Genomic DNA, 18,932 nt, shown 5'->3' on the forward strand with positions numbered 1-18,932 from the left:
CTTTTTCAACTATTTAAGAAGCTTTCTTCAAATCGATTTGAGCAAGTACTGGGTCGTGGTCACTTACACGTCCATGTTCTTTCATAATGTTTGAGTTTAAGTGTACTGGATCTACAATTGTGTGCGGTGCGATGTTGTTTGTTACTAAAATATGATCTAACACTTGTGCATTTCCTTCATGAATGTACGTGTAGCGGTTCTCTTTCGGCACTGTGTTTAACATATTTTTCAAGATTGTTCCTTCTAGTGCTTTTAGTGGTTTAGCAAACTCAAAATCGTTCATATCTCCTAACACAACAACTGGTGCATTCGTTTTCTTTTTCTGAATTTCTTGTACGAATTGATTTACTTCTTGCGCTAATTGAATTCGTTTTTCTTCACTCTTTAATACGAGCGGCTGCACTTTTCCAAATGGCGTTGCATCTCCTATTTTTGAGTTTAAGTGATTTGCAACGACAACAACGTTTTGTCCTTGGAACGTAAATTCTGCCGCAAGCGGTTTACGTGTACTTTCAAATAATTGATTTTCGTCTCCAATGCGAACGACATTTTTATCAAGTAACTTCGGTACTGCTGCTAATTTCACGCGTGATGGGTTGTAGAAGAAACCGACGCGAATATTCGCTCCTGGTGCTCCTCCGTCTAGATTATTATTCGGAGCAATTTCTACATACTCATACTTCGGTCCACGAATTTCTAGAACTGCATCAATGATACGTTTTGCGCTTAATGAAGCATCTGTTGTACCGTCATTAATCGTTCCGTTATTATCTTGCATTTCCTCTACACCGATAATATCTGGCATTTTTAAATTGTATTTAATAGAATACGCTAACGCTTTTACTTTTTCATCTGTTGTTTCTTTTTTATTCGCCGAGAAGTTTTCAATGTTATATGTAGCAACTGTTAACTTATCAAGACGAGGCTGAATATTCGCGCCTACTTGCTTAAATCCACCGTCCACTACAGATGGTAATTCCGTTATTGGCGAAATGCGGAACGAACCGTAATCATATCCGACTACCCCTGTTATATCTCCAGTGAAAGTATCTCCTACTTTTGCTACATAATCACGAGGTACTTTTACAGAAAGACGCTCTGGGTTTAATTGATTTTCATCTAATACAGGTGTGCCGTATTTCGTTACGACTTTATTTCCGCCATTTTCTACTGTTACATATAAATTTCCGTTTTTCTGAGGTGCAATAATTTTTGGCGTTGGCATCGTAACGCGCATACCTTCTATACTTTCATAAAAGTCGATTGCATCTTCATTTGGATCAAATAAACCGAATGCATCATTATCGATAATTTGATCAGGGATTTTCACACCGTTTTCTCCAAGTACAATCGGTGCTGGTAAAGGTTGATCTTTTGCGATTACAGCAACGCGGCTCGCTTTAATTTCCGTCGTCGTTAAATCTGTGTCAAACCTTTCTGCATACCCAGGTCCAACATATTCTTCTACTTCTCCATCAACTTGAATAAGATCTCCTACCGCTACATTCGCATCTTTTTTGTATACGTACATACCTTCTGACGTAGCTGGATCATTATCCGGCTGGTTATCTTCTATATAAAAACCATTTTTATCAAGTGCTGTTACAACGCCTTCCACATTGTATACTTTCTTCCCTTTGTAAGGAGAAACATGTGATTTCCCTTGAATATCATGAATACGAACTGGTTCATTGTTTACGATAATAAATGAAAATGTTGAAACCGCTGAAGAAGTAAGCCCTTCTTTCTCTGCGATTGCTTTAATCACACTATTTTCATTCACTACAATTTGTCCGTTATAACGAACACTCTTATTTGTAGGGTTAGAGCCATCTAACGTATAGTAGATTGTTGCTCCTTCTGTATTCGTTGTTAATGTTACCGCTGTTCCCTTCGCAACTTCTCCACTACCAGGCGAAGCTACTACATCGCTAACACGGTTTTGTCCTTCCCCTTGAAACTTATGAGCTGTTACCGATTTTAAACCTGGGCTACTAAAATATAATTCAAGCGTCCCTGTTAAACTAACTTTCTTCCCGATATTTTCAGGATGATCTTTCACGTTTACTGCCGCTCTCACATCACCCTTTGGCAACTGAACAGGCATGATTTTGTCTGGATTCGTTTCATTTGGCGAATCCGCAATTGCTACGTTTGTATCATCAAACTTAGCTGGATCTTTCGTGTATTTAGAAGGACTTTGCGTATATCCAACGATATATCCTTCCACTATCCCCTTCGTTTTCCCTTGCTGCTTAAATACTTGAATTGCTTTTTCTACTGACATAGAAGTAGTTTCTTCTGCTTGTACTAAAGTTCCAGTAAATGAAAGCAATAGTATGAATGATAAAAAGACACTTAACAATTTCTTCACAGTCATTTTCCTCTCCCTATTTCATATTTTCTCAGCATTTCTATCATATCAAATGATTCGTTATATAGAACTACATTTCGACAAGTTTTACAAAAAATTTATTTAATTTACAAGCTTTCAAACTATAATACAAAATAATAATTTTACACCTTCTACGAATGCGCTCTATAATGTTAGAGAGAGAAAACAGAAAATATCGAAATTTCATTGGCATGTAAAATGGATTCACTTGAATAGGAGTGATTGGATGGAAGTGCAAACAGAAACATACCGCGCAGCTATGAATGGAACATTAGAACGTCATTTTTCAGATATGATTGCTGTTATACCAACTAGAATTGCGATTGAACAGTTAAAACAGCGGCTAGAGACTATCTCTACTAAAGTGGATGAATTAAAAATTGTTTACAGTGATGAGACAAGCCTTATTGTTGAGTTACATATGGATGAAACAATCATACCGTATGAACTGCATATTGATGAAACGAGCGATCCAGAAGAATATAAAATGTACAATAGACAAGATTCTACAATCGTAGATCGTAATTTTGAAGATGCTGCTTATGGCACTGAAATTTTCACTCGTACACTATTTGTAGGGGATGTGCTGGACTGCTTTTTCCAGCAGTTACAGTTTTTATGGAACCTCGCTCCAGACTTGTTATTTGTAATCGATTCAAGTGCAGCAATGAAAGTAATATCTAGAAGTTATATTGAATATCACGTTGAAAATGAATTATTACCTGACATTCCTGACTTGTACGTTATTCATTCTGTTTATGAAGACGATAAAGACGGTGGGCCTACGCAATATTGGTTTCATACACACGGCCTTTTAAGAGCAGGTGTAACAGAAATAGAATTAATTATTCCAAATCGCATTTCGTCCTACTACGGCATTGGCGATCTTTTTCAAACATTTGCTAATAATGCCGTTGAGAATGGACAAGTCCCTATGAATGAGCCTATCGTGATCGCGCATAGTCAGCAAGGTTCTATACATACAGTAGCTGTTCCATGGGAAAAAGGATTATCTTATATTGGGCATAAAACGAGTATGGATCAATTATCTTCAATTGAGGATGAAGAAGTGAAACTACAACCAATAGATGCACAAAATATATTTCTTGGCGGAATGGATGACCGAGATGAATACCATCAATCTCCATCCGTTCTCTTATTCAAATTAAATGCTTCAGAAGAATATATTGAAAGTTTTTTCAAAGAACACGAGGAAGCTACAGGGCTCATGTTCTATAAAACAAATAGTGAAACCGATCGTATGGCTTACAATGCGGAAAATACTTTTGGGTATTTCAGCAACATTTTTCACATTGAACAATCGAATGAAGATTTTCGTTTCCTCGCTAAGTTTGGTGTCTCCTACGAAGAAGGAAAAAGTGAACATATGTGGTTTGAAATGCAAAACATTACGGAAGATTTCATTCAAGGAATACTCATTAATGAACCATATTTTATAAAAGATATGAGTGAAGGAAATAGTTATCAGTTAGATTTTGCTAACTTAACAGAGTGGGTTATTTATGCAGGGGATACCGTTATAAAGCCAAATAATTTATATATGTTTATTGGTGAATAAGTAACAAAACGCCTTCAATGTGATTGAAGGCGTTTCACTTTATTGTGCAATTAATTCGGTATCCATTACTTTCTCCAAATGAGATAGTACACGCTTTGCAGCTTTCTCACCTTGATCAATACAGTCCGGAAGACCAGAACCAGCGTAAGAACTACCTGCCAAGTATATTCCTGGCAACTCTTTTTCCATAAATGTTGTGAGTTTCTTCATTCGCTCGTTATGACCTACTGTATATTGGGGTATTGCTTCTTTCCAGCGGCTTACGACTGTAAACTCTGGATCCTCTGTAATATCCATCGTCTTTCGTAAGTCTTCTAGTACAAGCCTAACAAGTTCCTCTTCTGTTTGTTCTACAACTGCTTCATCACCAGGTCGTCCAACGTAACAACGAAGAAGCGTTTTTCCTTCTGGCGTTGTATGTGGCCATTTTTTATGTGTCCACGTACATGCTGTAATTGTGTAATCGCTATTTCGAGATACGACAAATCCTGTACCATCAATATCCCGCTGAATGGCTGATTTCGGGAAAGCCATTGCCACATTCGCAACTGATGTGGACGGAATGTTGCGGAAGAAACGAAACTGCTTGTACTGCGCGAACATAGATGGCAATACTTTATGTGATGTTGCCACTACGACCGCGTCCGCTTCTATTTCTTTTCCGTTACTAAGAGTAATCGTATAGCCATCACCAAGTTTTGCAATTTTTTCAATGCGTGTTCCCTTTATTATCGTACCTTCATGCATCTTCACTTCGAGAGATTCTACGATAGATTCTAAACCTGTTTTCACTGTTTGGAAGATTCCTTTTTTCGGTTCAGATGTCTCTTTTTTCGGGGCAAGTGTACGCATACCGAGTGAAATACTGCGATGCTTCTGCTCAATTTGATACATTTGCGGGAATGTTGACATTAAGCTCATTTCATCAATATCCCCTGCATAAATACCCGATAGTAATGGTTCTATTAAATTTTCAACCACTTCGTTTCCGAGGCGATGTCTGAAAAAATGCCCGAGTGATTGGTCAGATACTGGCTTTGATCTCGGCATTAACAGATCAAAACCAGCTCTTAGTTTACCAATTGGGGAGAACAGCCTGGAAAATAGAAACGGCGTAATTTGCGTTGGAATTCCCATCATCGATCCGCTCGGCATTTTATGTAACCGATTGTTTACGAGGATAAATGATTGACCGGCCTTATTATTTACAAGTTCATCGTCAAGACCTAATTCTCGCGCTAATCTAGCTGCACTTTCTTTTCGTGCTAAGAAAGAATCCGGCCCGCGTTCAATTGTAAATCCATCTTTTCGAACGGTTTGAATTTTCCCGCCAAGTTTACCCGATGCTTCTATCAGTAATGTATCAATCGGCAAGTTCTTGTCATGAATTTCTTTTTGCAAGTTATACATTGTTGTTAATCCTGTGATGCCACCGCCGATGACTACAACTTTTTTCCTCAAGCATGCTCCCCCCTTTCTTTTTACAATACAGATTCTTTTGTCTTTAATACAACATCGGTTAAGCAATCAATAAATGCGTCCGATGCATTTGGCATTTCTGGACGATAATATTTCGCTCCAATTTCATCTGTCACAACTTTACACTCAAAGTCATTGTCATATAAAACTTCTAAATGTTCCGCAACAAATCCAACTGGTGCGTATACGAATGAAGTATAACCGTACTTTTCGTTTAGTTCTCTCGTTAAATCTTGTACATCTGGACCAATCCAAGGATCTGGCGTGTTTCCTGCACTTTGCCAACCTACTGCATAGTTTGCTACTTCAGCACCTCTTACAATATAGTCAGCTGTTTCATTTAATTGATCTGGATATGGATCGCCAAGTGCGATAATTTTTTCTGGTAAGCTATGTGCAGATACGATTAATACTGCTTTTTCACGCTCTGCTTCTGACATACCGTTATATATACCTTTCACTGCATCAACCCAGTACTGGATGAATTTCGGTTCTTTATACCAGCTATCAATGCCGTGAATTGTTAAGTTTCCAAGTTTCTCAGCTTCTTCTTGTGCTCGTCCTACATACGATTTCACGCTAAATGTAGAATAGTGCGGCGCAAGAACAAGTGCGATTGCATCTTGTATACCGTCGTTATGCATATCTTTCACTGCATCTTCAATGAACGGTTCGATATGTTTTAAGCCAAGATACATATGGTACTCTACTTCATCTTGTACTTCATTTAAACGCTGTTCTAACTTTTTAGCTTGCTCTAATGTAATAGTAGCTAAAGGAGAAATACCACCAATTGCACGGTAACGCTCTGTTAAATCTTCTAGCATTTCAGGACTTGGCTTTCTTCCTCTGCGAATATGTGTATAGTAACGTTCAATATCTTCTTCTTTATATGGCGTTCCGTATGCCATTACAAGCAAACCAATTTTCTTTTTCATACAGCAATTCTCCTTTACTTCGCTAACTGCCCTTTAGAGTATTCATGAATAAATGTAGTTAAACGTTTTAATGTATCTGGATTTACTTCTGGGAATACACCGTGTCCTAAGTTAAAGATATAACCAGGCTGTTTCATCCCTTGATCTAAAATACCTTTTACATGTTCTTCAATAACAGACCATGGTGCAAGTAAGAATGAAGGATCCATATTTCCTTGTACCGCCTTATGAACGCCGCGCGCGCGCGCCTCTTCGATCGGTAAGCGCCAATCTAAGCCTACTACATCAAGCGGTAAGTCGTGCCATTCATTTACTAAGTGTGCAGCTCCTACGCCGTGCATAATCATCGGTACACCCATCGGGCGAACTTCTGCAAAAATACGCTCCATTGCTGGTTTAATAAATACGCGGTAATCTGCTACATTTACTGTTCCAACCCAAGAATCGAAAATTTGAACAGCTTTTGCTCCTGCGTTAATTTGCGCTTTTAAATATGTAATAACCATATCTGCTAGCTTATCCATTAAAGCAAACCAAGCTTTCGGCTCTGCATACATGAACGCTTTCGTATTATGATAATTACGAGATGGACCGCCTTCAATCATATAGCTCGCTAGTGTAAATGGAGCTCCTGAAAAACCGATTAACGGTACGTCTAACATTTCTGTCGTTAATAAACGAATCGTATCTAATATGTACGGCACGTCATCTTCTGGATTGATTTCCCCTAGTTTTTCTACGTCTTGTAAAGAACGAATTGGATTATCAATAACTGGGCCAATACCTGATTTAATTTCTACATCCACACCAATTGCAGGTAGTGGTGACATAATATCTTTATAAAGAATTGCTGCGTCTACGTTATATTGATCAACTGGCAACTTTGTAACGTAAGCACATAACTCTGGATTATGTGTAATTTCAAATAAAGAATACTTTTCTTTTATCTTTCTATATTCCGGCTGCGAACGACCTGCTTGACGCATATACCATGCTGGTACATAATCAGTACGTTCCCCCCTACATGCTTTTAAAAATGTCTCATTTATAGTTCTTACCAAGACCCTTGCTCCCTTCCTTGCCAATGCTTTTGCTCTAAATACGTTCTATTCCGATATTTATCTTTTTTTACTATACAGCTTGTAAAAACAAAATGCATAACATTATGTACGTTGTTCATGAAATTGACACAAACATTCGTAAAACCGCTTACTATTTTCACAACATTCTTATTATAGCACAGAGAAAAACTATGGTTTAGCTACTTTTGACTTTTCTCCCTCACGATTCGTTTGTGTGTTATATGGTACAACGTAAAAACTCGGTTTTGAAAAGATGTTAACGAACTTTTCTTCATATTCTCCGGCACCATTTACAGTACCTACATGCGTATGAATTCCGTTTTCCACTCTATAGATGCGATACATAATTCTTTCATCTGGAAGTGGTGTCCAGCTTAATTTTGCTTTAAATAAACCGAAAGGGCTAAACGCTAATTTCACTTTCACATCTTCAATCTTGCGCAAACGAATCGGAGCACCGATTGTTTCCACACCTTCTGGTTTCATAAACTGCTCTTTCTGTTCTACATTTGCCTTCGTTAAAATTTTCTTAAACAATTTCGTTGCTGACGCACTTTCTCCTTGCAACTGATGCTCTTTATCCGTACGGTCATAACCAATCCAAACAGCGCCTACTAAATTTGGCGTATAGCCAACGAACCACATATCTCTAGCTCCATTATCGTCATTTGGTAAGGAAGTTGTACCTGTTTTCCCAGCTAATGCACCGCTATATATGCCTGCTTTCGCTGTCCCTTCCTTCACAACCCCTTCTAACATTTTCGTCATATACCATGCCGTTTGTTTCGAGAAAATTTTCGTTTCTACTTTTGGCGATTCTCCAATGACTGCGCCGTGTCTATTTAACACTTTATCAATCACGTGCGGCTCAATAATAGCGCCATTTGCTAAAAATGCACGATACATTTTCACAAGATCAAATGTTGAAACACCATTTTTCAGCCCGCCAAGTGCTGTACTTAAACCAGCATCGGCAATAGGAACATTTCCTTTCTCTAAATATTGCTTTCCTTCTTCTACCCCTAACTCATTTAATAAAGAAACTGCCGGTACATTTGCTGACTCTAAAATCGCATCATACATCGTCATTTCTTTCGTATATTGACGATTGTAATTTCGAGGTTCATAACCTTCAAAAGAAGTTTTTTCATTCGTTAATAAAGAATACGGATTATATTTTTTCGTTTCGAGTGCTGGTGCATAGACAATAAGTGGTTTTAGCACAGATCCCGGCTGTCTTTTTGCAAAAACACGATTAAAGCCTCTCGGGACATACTTTCTTCCGCCAATCGCCGCTTTAATTCCGCCCGTACGATTATCCATTAATAAAAAAGCACCTTGCGCCCCCTCTTCTTTACCAGGGAAATTCCTCGCATCTTGAAACTGGTTATACGCTACCTTTTGAACTTTTTCATCCATCGGAACGACAAACGTATATCCTCCGCGAAGTACTTCTTGATGAGACAATCCGTATAAACGAGCTGCTTCATCTATAACCATATCAATATACGGCATATATGCGAGTTCATTCTCATCTAAGTTTTTGTAAAGAGCAATGGTCTTTCCTTGATAACGTACGCTCTCTTCGGCAGTCAAATAGCCTTGTTTATGCATCAGTGACAATACGAGATCACGGCGCTCCTTGCTCTTCTCTGGAGAGAAATAAGGTGAATATCCGTTTGGTGACTTCGGAAGACCTGCAAGCATTGCACCTTCTTCTACTGTTAAATCTTCTACATTTTTATTAAAATACAACTTTGCTGCTGCTTGAATACCGTAAGCCCCATGCCCAAAATAAATATGATTCATATACATTTCAAGAATTTGTTGCTTCGTATATTTTTGCTCTAATTGAAGGGAAATTGCGACTTCCTTCAATTTACGCGTAACTGTTTTTTCACGAGTTAAAAAGACGTTTTTCGCTAGTTGCTGCGTAATCGTACTACCGCCCTCTACCTTTTCTCCAGCTAACGTATCTTTATAAAGAGCCCGGAATATAGACGGGTAATCAATTCCTTGATGCTCATAAAAGCGAGAATCTTCCACCGCAATAAATGACTGCTGCACGTATTTTGGAATTTGCTCGATTGGTACGAGGTCTCTATTTTCTACGTATAATTTCGTAATTTCTTTCCCTTTCTGGTCAACGATACGTGATGAAGAGTGGAAAACGAGCTGCTTTTCATCCATCATATAGCCACCAGCTAACACAATAAGTTTATAAAGTACAATCGCTAATACAAGCGTTGCTAATCCACCTAATAAAGTCCACTTTACTTTCTTCATACATCGGCCTTCTTTCCAAATGATGGTACATTTATTATTTGAAAAAGAAGTATCTTTATGTATATAATCTTCGAAGTTTTTTAAGAGAGTTGATATAATAGAAACAAACAATTAAGGGGGCATTAAAATGAAGGCTATTATTTCATACGAAACACCTCTAGAACAAGCACATTTCACTGCAAAAAATAATGAAAAAGATATGTTTTATAAAGAAAATACAGAAGAATCAGTAGAAGGTTCTCTTCAGTATGACGTACTAGACGCTGTGGGCGAATTTAGAGGACAACCTGGCTACATCGTTTGTAACAACATTTCTGTAACAGACGAAGGTCGCCCAGTATTTGAAAACCGTTTTAAAAACCGCGCAGGCCTTATCGAAAACGAACCAGGATTCCAAGCGATCCGCGTTCTACGCCCATTAAGTAACGATACATATGTCATCTTAACGATGTGGGAAACGGAGCAAAACTTTAAAGACTGGACAGAATCACGTTCATTCGAAAACGCTCACAAAAAACGCCCTGCACAAGCAGAAGGACAAGCTCCATCTCAGGCACATCCACATGCGGAACAGCAGAAAAGTATCTTCTCTCGTCCGTCATTTGTGACTACTTTTGATGTGTTAGTTTAAGGGGTTTTTGTACTGTAGTTCCTCCAGAGATGCGGTACATGAAATTATATAAGCGATTTTTGAGATATATCGACTTATCGACAAATCACGACAGAAAAAAGGAAACACCATTACGCACCGGTGTCTCCTTTTTCTTTGTACCAATTATATATACAAAGTGCATCTTCTTTTCGCATATGCTTCACTTCATATCTATGCCCCGCCACTGATACGACAGCTGTACATAACTCGTCTTTCTTTTGAAAATATGATTGATTGTATCCTACTGCTTGAACATGCCTTCTTCGCATGATTCCTGTATATTTGGCAAGGCCGCGGTATACCATGACTAACTGATTGTCTCGTATCATATATCCACCACTTTTATACCGGGCATATGCAAGTAGCATAAATGCGATAAATAGTGGTATTAAAGTGAATAACGCCATATTTTGTTTAAAATATATACTCGCACCGACGATCGGCACAGCGAGTATGGCACTTGTAATCCAGCCCATTATTACGTAACGACGTAATGCGGCCTTCGTTAAATGAACGATTTCCTCTTCCGTTTCATACGGCAACTGCAAATATGTAAGTAACTGCTGGACATCTTTTTTCTTCATAAAAGGATGTAACATCACTTCATGCCCTGCTGCTTCTATACTTTGAATAACTTCCACTTCGACAGAGCAATAACCGAAAGGCTGGCGAAGAATTCCTTCTTTCACTGTAATTGCTTGAATGCGGTGTAGTTTTAAAACAAACTCTTTCTTATCAAATAACCCTTGCACGATGCGAATTTCATTTCTGTTTCGCTCAATTTTAAAGTTCGCATATTTTAACGCATAACCAGCTGTTGAAATGACCCACGAAACCGCCATTAAAATCGCGGCCATAATGATTAATTCATATACACCGTTATCCATCACATACGCTTCTACTTTATTGATGAGCCATTCTGGAAGAAATTGATTAAACTCTGTGTAAATAAGAAGTAATCCTGAAAACACTAATCCGAATCTACCAGACGTAATGGAAGCTGCTAAAATCTCTTTCATCGTTAACTGATAAATCGTCTTACTTTCTTCTGCCATGGGTACTTCTTCAGTCACAACACTTCTTTCTTTATGTAATAAGGCAATCAGTTCCTTCGCTTCCTCTTCTCTAATGCCAGCTAACATCACTTCTGGATCACTACCGCCGCCCGCTACTTCTATGTTTAACTTTGTAAGCCCAAGTATTTGATAAATGATGTTAGAAGATGTACTAATATTTTGCACACGTTCTTTATTTAAGTAACTTTCTTTCTTTACAAAAACGCCGTGTTTAATATGTAAAATATTATTTTCAACCCAGTACACTTTGAAATACCATTTTATCGCTGAGAAAATTGCCATAATAAATAATACAAATAAAAGAACAAGATGTAAGAGATACCAAGGTTTCACTTGACCATCAGATCGAAATAAAACAAGAAAAATAAAAGGCAACAAAGTCGCAATTCGAATACCTAACAATATCGTGATTGGATGTTGCCTCTTATACATCCTCATCACTCACTTTCGCAAGTTCTCCAATTTGTCTTTTCAGCTGCTCTGCTTCTTCCTTCGTTAAGCCTGGAATACTATGAGAAGTTGCCGCTGTTGAAATATGTAATTCTGCTAAATTATACTTTCTCATAATCGGGCCCTGTTCAATCGTTACGTGCTGCACACGCATCATCGGAATGAGTACGCGTTTTACAACGAACATTCCCTTTTGAATCTCAATCTCTTCTTCATTTAATCTGTAACTATAATAACGTTGACGTAAATTTGGAAACACAAAATAATCAAGCGGGATAAATGTAATAGCTCCTGTTACTAGCAAGCCAAACAACCAGCCCCACCAGTTAAAATTGATCATAAAAAAGAAATACGCAATTACGACTGCTAGTATAACTGCCGCCCCAATTAAAGCGTGAATTCTCCACACTTTCAGCATATTAGAATGAATCTCCCTTTCTAACGGCTGCATCTCATCACTCCAATTATATGAATTTATTAATTATATATTAGTTGGTATATACATTTTTGTAAAATTATAGTTTTCTACATCGTATCCATTACTTCTTTAAAATTCCCTTCATTAATCGAATACACTTGAAACTGAATGTAATCTATTTCATTCGTATTCGGACGGGCATATGGCAAAATGTTAAATTTAGAAGCAGATCCTCCTAAAATATCTACAATCATTAGAGAAACGTCAATATATTCGAAATCTACACGGAATACTACTGCTTCTCCTGTAAATTCATAATCTTTAATCGCATCATAAGACTTATTCGCACTAATTAACATTACTTTTAATAGTTGGTTCAAATTTTCTGGTTTAAAATTAATCATATACGCAGCTCCTTTTTTAATAAAACACTATGAAAATAGTGTAATCTTATACTTTCATGGCTTTACACTTCAATTATATAAAAAATAAAGCTAGTTTTTTATAAATTTTTTGATATAATTACTTACGGGAAACGGGAAGATATTTATCTTCCCTTGTGTTTTTATTTGCATCTAGTACTTTTGCTAGATGCTTTTTTTATGCTAAAAAGGTACCCTCATATACTTTGAGGATACCTTTTTCATCGATTTAGTGCATTTCAATAATCGTACCATCTTCGAATACTTTGAATACGCCAGTAAATCCTGATCCAGCTGCGCCTTCTATTTTATATGTCGTACGCACTCTAATTTTATAATATTTCTTTCCATTTTCTACTTGCGTATCTTCTAGCGTGTAATCATATTCTTCTTTATATTCATTTTTGATATATTCTTTAGCTTTCTCAAAAGTAAATGCATTTTGATTCTTTTCTGTCTCAGTTTTTTCGTTCTTTTCTGTTGCTACCTTTTGATTTGTTACTACTTTTGTTTTTTGTGCCTTCGCTGCTACTTCACTCTTTGCATTTTTTTCTTCTTCATTCATTTTAGTAACTAATCCTACTGCTTTTTTATTATATTCTTCAAGGTTCTTATTATCTTTTGTTTCTGCAACTAACTTATTTAACATCTCTTTCGCTTTTGCATAATTTTTCTTACTTATTAACTCTTCACTTTTCGTCAGTTGCTCACTATACTTCTTTTTTTGTTCTAACACAGCTAGTAATGCTGTTCGTTCTTCCTTTGCCTGCTTTATAAGTGTATTATTCCCATCCTTCATGTTCTCTACTTTTTCAAATGACTTGATTGATTCTTCTACCTTTGTTTCTTCTTTTAACTTCACTGCTTCAATCATTATTTTCGTTTGTTCTACAAGCACCATTACATCTGAATTGTCTTGTTTCTCATCTAGCGCTTTTTCAAATGATGATAAGGCATTTTTATATTCTTTATTCGTTAACGCGGTCTTCCCTGCATCCATTTCTTTTTCAAAATTCCCATTACTACATCCAGCTAACATTAAAAATGTAATTCCAATTACCGTTAATAACTTCCTCATTCTTTCTCCCCCTATGTGTTCCTAAAACAATAACAGCATATGTATAAAAGCCTGTGTAGTAATTAGACTGAAAGTAAATATGTACTGTACATTTCATTTACTATCATTACTTAAAACACCTAAATAGTTGGTATTTGTTTTTCTTCTTTTAAGACAGAAAGGAATTTTAATAATGTGCGTAAAGCTCTCACCAGACTCTTTACTACACACACTCTTATACACATAGAAAAACTATTTTTAGGTTGCTATTTTTTTAACTTTACATATTCTCGGTTGATTGGATATGAACTCCAAATCGTAACATGTTGAAAAGCAAAAGAAAACAAATCGTAATATAAGTTACAATTTGTAACATAAATGTAACACAAGGTTTTTAAACATACAATAGTTTTTTTACATTATTTTCCCCTATCTATATTTTAAGGTGTTAATACAGTGCTAAAACGAGTTTCATCTCCCACCTGCTATTGGACTATCATCCTTTAGATACTTTAGGAAAAAGCCCTCTTTCTTAAAGTACTCAAATTAATTACATAGATAACTCTTTTTTCACCCAAACATTACGAAGGCCTTTAACCTTTTGTTTTTACATTATATATACCTATTTTTAAATATAACAATATTAAAAATAGGACGAAATTTTTCTTCCTTTTTGTTTCTATTTGCATCGAGTTCTTTTGGTGCTACCCCTTATTGAAGAATTAGATTTTACACATCTGATATAGTACGTGAAATTATATAATAGGGGCACTATACCTAAAAAAGAAAATTGTATGTTTAGACATAAAATTGACAACTTTTGATTTGTTCCCTGTAAGTTAAGGAATTAGTTTGTATATTTGAGGAGATGTACGAGACAGGTGTGAATTTAAGGGAATCCAATATTTTCTATTCAAATATGATAGAATAGAAGTATATCCAAAACGGAGGAACAACAAATGAACTCAAACACAAAACAGTTTATTTATGATATCCAGCAAAGAAAAAACAATTATATGGAAAATGTATTAAAGGCAATACAACACCCTAAAAAAGAGCATTCTGAACAGGTCATTCAAAATATAGTAGACAAGATGGATATGATGATCAGTTTAGTTATTACTTACATGGCTATTGAATCAGAATCTATAAAAGAATTAAAAGAGCTTCAGGAAGAAATTATTCATGCCCAAGCATATATTCAAAAACGAAAATTTGAAGAAACACAGAGATAAAACACTGTGTTTTTATTTGGTCGTCTATGACGCCAATCTGTTATAAATCAAATTAAGGGATTGGGTACACTTACCATATTTTGTTCACTAAAGTCATTTCCTTCCAAATAACTCATTCTATAAGACTTCTTTCTAGCTTACATTCTTTCTCTTACTATATGATATAAATCCTATAAATATGCTAGAAGGATAATTCATTATATGAATGAAAATAACATTTTAATAAGTTACGTTTTCTATTCCTAAATTATTTATATACGATTCTTTTTTTACTAGTTAATAGGTAATGATATAGGGATACTTTGCATGTACATCTAGGTTGTTCCTTTCAGGCTATGTATCATTTTAAATACGCCCTTTATTAGAATAGTGCTCATACTTTTTTTGAGATTCTTTCGTAATACGTGCGTTAAGTAAAATTGCTAACAACAAAAACACTCCATATGTTCCCCCTGTTGCTCCTATGATAACCACACTACTACAAACAAGTACAATTAGTAGTAGTAACGAAACTAAATAAATATGTTCATAGTTCTTTGACATCTTCTTGTATTTTATGCGTTCTTTCCTTGCATCCATCTAAATTCCTCCTTTACATTATCCATTTCACTATCAAATAAATCTCGCCCTTAAAAGGGAAAGAATATATCTTTTTAAATAATTAGCTTATTTTTTTATCAACTAATTTATATAACGTAAAAAGAAATCCTACCAATATTAAGCTTTCCACCATGATAATCCCGACCCTCTCCTTCCGTTTTAACTCCAACACATCAGATAAAAGTAGCAAACAAAAAGGATCCTCCCTTCTTTTAAAGGTTGATCCTTTTCTTCATGCATTCAACTATTCTTGATTAATTAGAATAACAGCCGGTCCATCTACACGAATGCCACCAACTTCGATTTTTTCATAAGGCTCAACTGTAATAGAAATGATCCCTTCCCGCTTCTTTAATTCATTACTTAATTCTTTTGTTAACATTTTTTTCATGTGTGCACTCCTTTTTACTTCTTAATTTATTATTGTTATGTAAATGAAATTAAAAATGGTTTCCTGGTCTGGAAACCATTTTTTTGTAGTTGACCATATGGTGTTACCAGTTCGTTTATCAATTTTACGTAAAGAAGAGATAAACAATTACCTATTCACTGTCTCAGTAGATATAAGGAACTCTTAAAGAGATAGCGGTGAGATCGATTGTTTTTTCTTCTAGAAATAATGACTTAGATAATATATTACCTAAAACAATGAAAGCCCTACCTCTCTTTCATCCTTACGGATCCTTGTCCGTGCCAGTGTGAATCAGGATTGCAAAAATCAAGTGACTATTTAATCGAGTTATTTGATGAAACTTCGAACGTTCGTAAAAGAAATTTAAAAATAAAAATGGATTAGATTGAAGTAATAACAAAAGAGGTTCCTACTCTAAAAGTGAGTTGAAGAAGTTGAATGTCTTTGAAATGATTTACTTTTAATAATCATCGTATTCCCAAAAAATTCAGGATATTTTCGGGGGATGTAATACATTATCTATAATGAATCCTAACAGAAACTTTTTATTTGATTTTCAGTGATCCCTTTAATTAATCCTAGTTCACTAATCAAAAATTCATGTGCGTTATCCAACATTGTTTTTTCGCTTGTATTAAGTGCCTTTTCTTTCTTCATACGCATTAAATCACGTACAACTTCAGCACCTTCTTGTATTTCACCCGTTTTTATTTTGTCCGTGTTCACTTTATACCTTTGTTTCCACGGTAATAATCTATCTGATTCTCCATGCTGAAAAATGTGTATAATGTGTTTTAATGCAAGTATATCAGTAACTGGGCGTATACTCGAACTTAATATTTTCCCCATAGGAATCATGACTTTCATATTACTGATTGACATTTTTATAACATAATACTGTTGTTTTTTTCCTGAGAATTCTTTTTCTTCTATGGCTTCAATTATACCTGCTCCGTGCATTGGATAAACAATGTTATCGCCAATTTGAAACATATAATCCACCTCCATATATGGTAACCTTCTTAACTTTAACATATGTGTGTTTTTTTATCAAATATTTTATAATATCATAAAAATATTTTCGTAGTCAATTTCTTTTTTGAAAAAAATTAAATTAAGTAAAAAAGACCCCCAAAAAACGATAGGGAGTGTGTCAGATTCCGCATAAAGGGAAGGGGAATTTCCCTGCTTATATTCTGAAATCTCTACATTTTATGTAGGGATTTTTCCATAAAGAAAAGACACCCATATAAAGGTGTCTTTTCCAATAGTTTTTTAACAGAAGCAACTGCATCCGATAATGATTAATAAAATAAATAATACAACTAATAAAGCAAATCCTCCAGCGAAACCGCAGCCTTCGCCGCAACTACCACCATATCCCATAATAATAGTGCCCCCTTTAGATCAGAGGGTAAAACTAGGGTTCATTCCATACGTTTAATGGGTTCACTTTACCTTATGTTTTGAAGAATGAATTGAGCAGGTCCTTTTGAAAATAAAGAAAAGACACCCAAAGGTGCCTTTTCCAAAATGCTGGCGATACCCCATGCCCATCAAGCGAAGTTAAAATCATATCCTCAAAATAAAAAAACGCTATGCTTATCGTAAGAAGTTTATGAGAAAGGATGGTGTTTTTAATGAATCCTATTATTTCAAATGAGCTGAATCTTTTCGCACAAGAGCTACAATACTTTTTATCTTCAGTAGTCCTACAAGATATCACCAAACAAGTTGGCTTTGTACAGCGATCTAGTAAGTATCAAGCGAACGAACTCATTGCCCTTTGCGTATGGATCAGTCAAGAAGTAGCCAGCGCATCACTTACACATTTGTGTAGTCAGTTAGAAGCTTCAACTGGAGTACTGATGAGATCAGAAGGATTGAATCAACGCTTTAATCCAGCAGCTGTCGCATTTCTTCGAGAAGTCTTTACTTCTCTTCTCACACAAAAACTCTGTTCAAATCACTCACTGTATTCACTTCGTTGGCAGATTGAAATTTTGTTTAAAACGTGGAAGTCATTTTTTGAAATTGATGAATGTAAAAACATTAAAAGAGAGCGCCTAGAGTGCCATTTATATGGACAACTAATCGGTATTCTCCTCTGTTCTTCTACGATGTTTCAAATGCGACAGTTTCTGCTTGAAAAAACAAATCAGGAGCTAAGTGAATACAAGGCGATTTATATGATTAAAGATTACTTTCCGTTACTGTTTCAAGCGATAGCCATTGGCACAGAACAACTTTTGAAAATTTTGCATCGTCTTTATCTATTACTCAAAAAGAACGGTCGTAAATGTCATCGGTATAAGAAAATGACCGTCTTTGATATTCTAGGGATTGTGTATAAAACGACGGTGAAGCATAGACAAACTGCCTAGCGAAAAAATCAGATTTTAATAGGCTTCTTTAGTATGCCTACTTTTCTATCAATTGTTAGTTTTGAACCAAGGATCGTTTCATATCTAGTAAATTACTTGATTAGCTTGATGGGCATGTGCTGCTACCCCTTTTGCTAAATGTTTTTTTATGCCAAATAAAAAAGGTATCCTCCAATACTTTGAGGATACCTTTTTCATTTTTATTATCTCTGCTGTTTTCTACCTAATATGAGCAATCCAAAACTCATCATAATAAGAAGTGCTCCCATATATGGTTCCACAGGCATTTTCTGTCCTGTCTTCGGTAATTCTTTTTCAGGCTTCTCTGGATTCATTGTTCCAGGTTTCTCTGAATCCGTTGTTCCTGGTTTCTCTGGATCCGTTGTTCCTGGTTTCTCTGGATCCGTTGTTCCTGGTTTCTCTGGATCCGTCGTTTCTGGTTTCTCTGGATCCGTCGTTTCTGGTTT

18 protein-coding genes are annotated in these 18,932 nt (G+C 35.9%); 4 read left to right on the top strand and 14 right to left on the bottom strand.

The window, feature by feature from the left end:
• Window positions 1–13 precede the first annotated feature (13 nt).
• Window positions 14–2,380 (bottom strand): DUF6359 domain-containing protein, encoded by a 2,367-nt coding sequence (locus FS802_RS08410; protein WP_098654794.1) that lies wholly within the window; start codon window positions 2,378–2,380, stop codon window positions 14–16.
• A gap of 241 nt (window positions 2,381–2,621) precedes the next feature.
• On the opposite strand from FS802_RS08410, the gene FS802_RS08415 reads away from it, so the two are divergent.
• A complete protein-coding gene (locus tag FS802_RS08415; protein ID WP_098654793.1) occupies window positions 2,622–3,974 on the top strand; it encodes a DUF4026 domain-containing protein in 1,353 nt (450 codons plus the stop codon).
• A 39-nt stretch (window positions 3,975–4,013) separates the two neighbouring features.
• Here the strand turns inward: FS802_RS08415 and hemY are convergent, their stop codons facing one another.
• The 4 genes from hemY to FS802_RS08435 form a co-directional block, all read right to left on the bottom strand.
• Entirely contained in the window at window positions 4,014–5,435 is a 1,422-nt protein-coding gene (gene hemY, locus FS802_RS08420) for a protoporphyrinogen oxidase (RefSeq protein ID WP_098720273.1), read from the bottom strand.
• Between the two features lie 20 nt (window positions 5,436–5,455).
• Window positions 5,456–6,391 carry a ferrochelatase gene (gene hemH / locus FS802_RS08425; protein WP_144524964.1) on the bottom strand — a complete coding sequence of 312 codons (936 nt, stop codon included), beginning with the start codon at window positions 6,389–6,391 and terminating at the stop codon, window positions 5,456–5,458.
• 14 nt (window positions 6,392–6,405) lie between these two features.
• Complete coding sequence (gene hemE, locus FS802_RS08430) at window positions 6,406–7,452, bottom strand: uroporphyrinogen decarboxylase (RefSeq protein ID WP_000252609.1); 1,047 nt, start codon at window positions 7,450–7,452, stop codon at window positions 6,406–6,408.
• 189 nt (window positions 7,453–7,641) lie between these two features.
• Window positions 7,642–9,759: a transglycosylase domain-containing protein gene (locus FS802_RS08435; protein WP_098654790.1), complete on the bottom strand. Its 2,118-nt coding sequence runs from the start codon at window positions 9,757–9,759 to the stop codon at window positions 7,642–7,644.
• 127 nt (window positions 9,760–9,886) lie between these two features.
• Between FS802_RS08435 and hmoB the strand changes: the two genes are divergently transcribed.
• Window positions 9,887–10,390 carry a heme-degrading monooxygenase HmoB gene (hmoB, locus tag FS802_RS08440; RefSeq protein ID WP_098654789.1) on the top strand — a complete coding sequence of 168 codons (504 nt, stop codon included), beginning with the start codon at window positions 9,887–9,889 and terminating at the stop codon, window positions 10,388–10,390.
• 110 nt (window positions 10,391–10,500) lie between these two features.
• Here hmoB and FS802_RS08445 read toward each other — a convergent pair whose 3' ends face one another.
• The 4 genes from FS802_RS08445 to FS802_RS08460 all read right to left on the bottom strand — a co-directional run bounded on the left by FS802_RS08445 (window position 10,501) and on the right by FS802_RS08460 (window position 13,855).
• The gene (locus FS802_RS08445; RefSeq protein WP_098654788.1) at window positions 10,501–11,919 is read right to left on the bottom strand and encodes a PH domain-containing protein; all 1,419 of its coding nucleotides are present in this window, start codon (window positions 11,917–11,919) and stop codon (window positions 10,501–10,503) included.
• Window positions 11,912–12,388, bottom strand: coding sequence for a PH domain-containing protein (locus tag FS802_RS08450; RefSeq protein WP_001182715.1), 477 nt, complete (start codon window positions 12,386–12,388; stop codon window positions 11,912–11,914). The genes FS802_RS08445 and FS802_RS08450 overlap by 8 nt, the downstream gene beginning before the upstream one ends.
• Window positions 12,389–12,462: 74 nt before the next feature.
• Complete coding sequence (locus FS802_RS08455) at window positions 12,463–12,759, bottom strand: protoporphyrinogen oxidase (RefSeq protein WP_098654787.1); 297 nt, start codon at window positions 12,757–12,759, stop codon at window positions 12,463–12,465.
• Window positions 12,760–13,006: 247 nt separating this feature from the next.
• Entirely contained in the window at window positions 13,007–13,855 is an 849-nt protein-coding gene (locus tag FS802_RS08460; RefSeq protein WP_098654786.1) for a hypothetical protein, read from the bottom strand.
• Between the two features lie 938 nt (window positions 13,856–14,793).
• Between FS802_RS08460 and FS802_RS08465 the strand changes: the two genes are divergently transcribed.
• Window positions 14,794–15,069, top strand: coding sequence for a hypothetical protein (locus FS802_RS08465; protein WP_001087727.1), 276 nt, complete (start codon window positions 14,794–14,796; stop codon window positions 15,067–15,069).
• A gap of 345 nt (window positions 15,070–15,414) precedes the next feature.
• Here FS802_RS08465 and FS802_RS08470 read toward each other — a convergent pair whose 3' ends face one another.
• The 4 genes from FS802_RS08470 to FS802_RS08485 form a co-directional block, all read right to left on the bottom strand.
• Window positions 15,415–15,648 carry a hypothetical protein gene (locus tag FS802_RS08470; protein WP_000340042.1) on the bottom strand — a complete coding sequence of 78 codons (234 nt, stop codon included), beginning with the start codon at window positions 15,646–15,648 and terminating at the stop codon, window positions 15,415–15,417.
• 265 nt (window positions 15,649–15,913) lie between these two features.
• Window positions 15,914–16,060 carry a BC1881 family protein gene (locus FS802_RS08475; protein ID WP_000738547.1) on the bottom strand — a complete coding sequence of 49 codons (147 nt, stop codon included), beginning with the start codon at window positions 16,058–16,060 and terminating at the stop codon, window positions 15,914–15,916.
• Between the two features lie 552 nt (window positions 16,061–16,612).
• Entirely contained in the window at window positions 16,613–17,074 is a 462-nt protein-coding gene (locus FS802_RS08480) for a CarD family transcriptional regulator (protein ID WP_176545820.1), read from the bottom strand.
• Window positions 17,075–17,356: 282 nt separating this feature from the next.
• Window positions 17,357–17,467, bottom strand: a complete 111-nt coding sequence (locus tag FS802_RS08485; RefSeq protein ID WP_000540371.1) for a YjcZ family sporulation protein — start codon at window positions 17,465–17,467, stop codon at window positions 17,357–17,359.
• Window positions 17,468–17,721: 254 nt separating this feature from the next.
• On the opposite strand from FS802_RS08485, the gene FS802_RS08490 reads away from it, so the two are divergent.
• Entirely contained in the window at window positions 17,722–18,465 is a 744-nt protein-coding gene (locus tag FS802_RS08490) for a transposase (RefSeq protein ID WP_098654784.1), read from the top strand.
• Between the two features lie 203 nt (window positions 18,466–18,668).
• On the opposite strand, the gene FS802_RS08495 is transcribed toward FS802_RS08490, so the two are convergent.
• On the bottom strand, window positions 18,669–18,932 hold a 264-nt coding region (locus FS802_RS08495; RefSeq protein ID WP_144525011.1), incomplete at its 5' end, for an LPXTG cell wall anchor domain-containing protein.

The sequence above is a fragment of the Bacillus sp. DE0042 genome (assembly GCF_007680225.1).
GTDB lineage: Bacteria > Bacillota > Bacilli > Bacillales > Bacillaceae_G > Bacillus_A > Bacillus_A wiedmannii.

What these genes read in the sequence shown, in the direction of transcription:
- FS802_RS08435 (WP_098654790.1), bottom strand. Translation starts at nt 9,759, where the DNA reads ATGAAGAAAGTAAAGTGGACTTTATTAGGTGGATTAGCAACGCTTGTA.
- FS802_RS08465 (WP_001087727.1), top strand. Translation starts at nt 14,794, where the DNA reads ATGAACTCAAACACAAAACAGTTTATTTATGATATCCAGCAAAGAAAA.
- FS802_RS08455 (WP_098654787.1), bottom strand. Translation starts at nt 12,759, where the DNA reads ATGATTAATTTTAAACCAGAAAATTTGAACCAACTATTAAAAGTAATG.
- FS802_RS08415 (WP_098654793.1), top strand. Translation starts at nt 2,622, where the DNA reads ATGGAAGTGCAAACAGAAACATACCGCGCAGCTATGAATGGAACATTA.
- FS802_RS08470 (WP_000340042.1), bottom strand. Translation starts at nt 15,648, where the DNA reads ATGGATGCAAGGAAAGAACGCATAAAATACAAGAAGATGTCAAAGAAC.
- FS802_RS08490 (WP_098654784.1), top strand. Translation starts at nt 17,722, where the DNA reads ATGAATCCTATTATTTCAAATGAGCTGAATCTTTTCGCACAAGAGCTA.
- hemH (WP_144524964.1), bottom strand. Translation starts at nt 6,391, where the DNA reads ATGAAAAAGAAAATTGGTTTGCTTGTAATGGCATACGGAACGCCATAT.
- FS802_RS08450 (WP_001182715.1), bottom strand. Translation starts at nt 12,388, where the DNA reads ATGCAGCCGTTAGAAAGGGAGATTCATTCTAATATGCTGAAAGTGTGG.
- hmoB (WP_098654789.1), top strand. Translation starts at nt 9,887, where the DNA reads ATGAAGGCTATTATTTCATACGAAACACCTCTAGAACAAGCACATTTC.
- FS802_RS08410 (WP_098654794.1), bottom strand. Translation starts at nt 2,380, where the DNA reads ATGACTGTGAAGAAATTGTTAAGTGTCTTTTTATCATTCATACTATTG.
- FS802_RS08475 (WP_000738547.1), bottom strand. Translation starts at nt 16,060, where the DNA reads ATGAAAAAAATGTTAACAAAAGAATTAAGTAATGAATTAAAGAAGCGG.
- FS802_RS08460 (WP_098654786.1), bottom strand. Translation starts at nt 13,855, where the DNA reads ATGAGGAAGTTATTAACGGTAATTGGAATTACATTTTTAATGTTAGCT.
- FS802_RS08445 (WP_098654788.1), bottom strand. Translation starts at nt 11,919, where the DNA reads ATGTATAAGAGGCAACATCCAATCACGATATTGTTAGGTATTCGAATT.
- FS802_RS08485 (WP_000540371.1), bottom strand. Translation starts at nt 17,467, where the DNA reads ATGGGATATGGTGGTAGTTGCGGCGAAGGCTGCGGTTTCGCTGGAGGA.
- FS802_RS08480 (WP_176545820.1), bottom strand. Translation starts at nt 17,074, where the DNA reads ATGTTTCAAATTGGCGATAACATTGTTTATCCAATGCACGGAGCAGGT.